The sequence below is a fragment of the Actinobacillus ureae ATCC 25976 genome (assembly GCF_000188255.1).
Lineage (GTDB): Bacteria > Pseudomonadota > Gammaproteobacteria > Enterobacterales > Pasteurellaceae > Actinobacillus > Actinobacillus ureae.
The window spans coordinates 1-2,466 of the sequence record NZ_GL831085.1 but is presented as its reverse complement, the minus strand read 5'-3'; the positions used below and the strand labels follow the sequence as shown (position 1 = coordinate 2,466).

General features: G+C 39.3%; 2 protein-coding genes. Both read right to left on the bottom strand.

Features of this window, described 5'->3' with window-relative positions:
- The coding region (gene rlmC, locus HMPREF0027_RS11070) for a 23S rRNA (uracil(747)-C(5))-methyltransferase RlmC (protein WP_005625321.1) at positions 1-1,174 on the bottom strand (1,174 nt) is incomplete at its 3' end.
- Between the two features lie 75 nt (positions 1,175-1,249).
- Positions 1,250-2,287: a beta-N-acetylhexosaminidase gene (gene nagZ, locus HMPREF0027_RS11065; RefSeq protein WP_005625319.1), complete on the bottom strand. Its 1,038-nt coding sequence runs from the start codon at positions 2,285-2,287 to the stop codon at positions 1,250-1,252.
- Positions 2,288-2,466 lie beyond the last annotated feature (179 nt).

The window sequence follows — 2,466 nt, the reverse complement described above, 5'->3', positions numbered from 1 at the left end:
CCCCTTTTTTTATAAGAAAAGTAAGTACTTCGTAATGTGAAGTATGCGGAAACATATCTAATAATTGCACCTTTTGGAGTGAGTAATTGCTCAATGCTTCAAAATCTTTCGCCATCGTTTGGGCATTACAGCTTGAATAAATTAAATAAGGTGTACCCAATTGGTTTAAAAACTCAGCAAGCGGTTTTCCAATACCACGGCGAGGCGGATTCACTATCACAAGATCCGGTGTTGCACCTTTCTCGTTCAGCGCAAATTGTGCCGAGTCAAGCGAAGCGAATGTAATATTTTTAAGTTGTAATTGCTCGGCGGATTTCGTGGCACTGGCAATTGCAGAAGCTGAAATCTCAATACCGGTTAATTGTACATTTTCATTCTTCTCTTGTAGCGCTTTTGCACAATGTAAACCAAAGCCTCCGACACCGCAGAACAGATCCCAAAATTGCTGAATCGGTAGCTCTTTTATCCAATTTTGCGCAGTAGCATAAAGCTGACTTGCAACATTCGGATTAGTTTGGAAAAAGCCCTGTGGACGAATAAATAACGGAATACCGTTAAAATTTTCTTCAATCGTGGTTTTTTCGGTGAGGAAAATTTCGGTTTCACCTTCTAAAATTGCAGCGTGTTGCGGCTGGATGTTTAAACTGACCATAGAATCTTTTGGCAGCTTAGCTAATAAATTTGGCAATTCACGTTCAACAAGCGGTCGTTTTTGCTCACTTCTTAGCACAAAACGCAACATAACGGATTGGTTATATTGGCTTTGGGTCAGCAGGATATATTTCAACTCGCCTTTCTTTTTTGAGATGTTATAAGGTACAAGCCCAGCTCGGGCAATAAAATCTTTAAGAATTGGGAAAAGTGCTTCAAATTCAGTCGGATAGAGTGGGCAATCACACAGATCGATACCACTTTGCGGATCGGTTTGATCTTTTAAAATCCCTAAAATCGGGTGCTCGACACTGCCGGAGACCACCATTTTCGCTTTATTGCGAAACTGTTTTTGTGAAGATTGAACAGGCGGTAAGATTTCAGTGAATTTTTGCAAAATAAAAGGCGAAATTAACCGCTTAAGATCAGCTTCTTTATTTATAAGCTGTGTAGAATATGGCTTTTCTAACCATTGGCATGAAACACAGTGTTGCTGTTGGAAATGTGGGCAATTTAATATCATTTTGTTAAAAGAATAGGGATATTTCTAGTGATTTGTTAGGGCATAACGGATTTATGCCCTAAGATAACTCATTGATTAGCAATGTTGTGCTTTATATTCAAGCCATTCATTTTGTAATGCGGCTAAACGTTGCTGTGCTTGCTGATAACGAGGACTTGCTTCAAGCTCGTTCCAGCTTACCGTTTTACGTTTCATCAAGGAAATATGACGTTCAGTTTGCGTTTTAGTCGGTTGATATTTTAAACCGTCCAACACTTGAATAACACCTTTTGGCTCATTACAGAGTAGTAGTAAATCACAACCTGCGCGAATTGCTTTCTCCGATCTTTCGACAAAATTACCCATAAAACCGGCACCTTTCATACCTAAATCATCGGAAAAAATCACACCGTTAAAATTAAGCTGACTACGTAATACTTGCTTTAGCCAATATTCCGATCCACTTGCCGGTTGGCTATCACATTGTGTATAAATAACATGAGCTGGCATAATTGCTGACAATTTACCTTTTGAGATCAATTGTTTAAACGGCAAAATGTCATGGTTGAAAATTAATTCTTTCGGGCGATCATCAAAAGGTGTTTCTAGATGTGAATCGGCTAATACATGTCCGTGACCGGGGAAATGTTTACCGGTCGTCGCCATTCCCATTTCTCTCATGCCGTCAATAAACGCTTCGGCTATCGGCAGAATCATATCCGGATTTTCGCCAAACGAACGATCGCCAATGGCTTTACATTGATGACCTAAATCTAAGACTGGTGCAAAACTTAAATCAATATCTAAGGCGAACATTTCAGCGGCCATTAACCAACCTGTTTGTTGGGCTAAAGCGGTTGATTCTTGCGGATTTTTTGCAAGTGTATGAAACGCTTGCATTGCCGGTAATTTAGTAAAGCCTTCACGGAAACGCTGCACTCGACCACCTTCTTGATCAACAGTAATCAATAACGGTTTTTTTACTCGTTGGCGAATCGATTTCACTAAGGCTTCCAGTTGTGCTTTATCGTGAAAATTACGGCTAAATAAAATCAAGCCAGATACGAGAGGATGTTCAAGGATTTCAACCTCTTCTTGGCTGAGTTCTTTATCTTTTATATCAATCAGTAACATAATTTATCTAAAGTGTAATTGCAAAGTTTGGCGCAAAATTGACCGCTTGCAATAAAATAAGGATGCGCTATTTTACATTAAAAAAGCCCCTACTTTTGATCTGCCCCCAAAAAGTTAGACTGTTTAATTTAAGGACCGAGTTCTGTATTGTACAGGGCTGAGTCCTTTTAATTTTACTT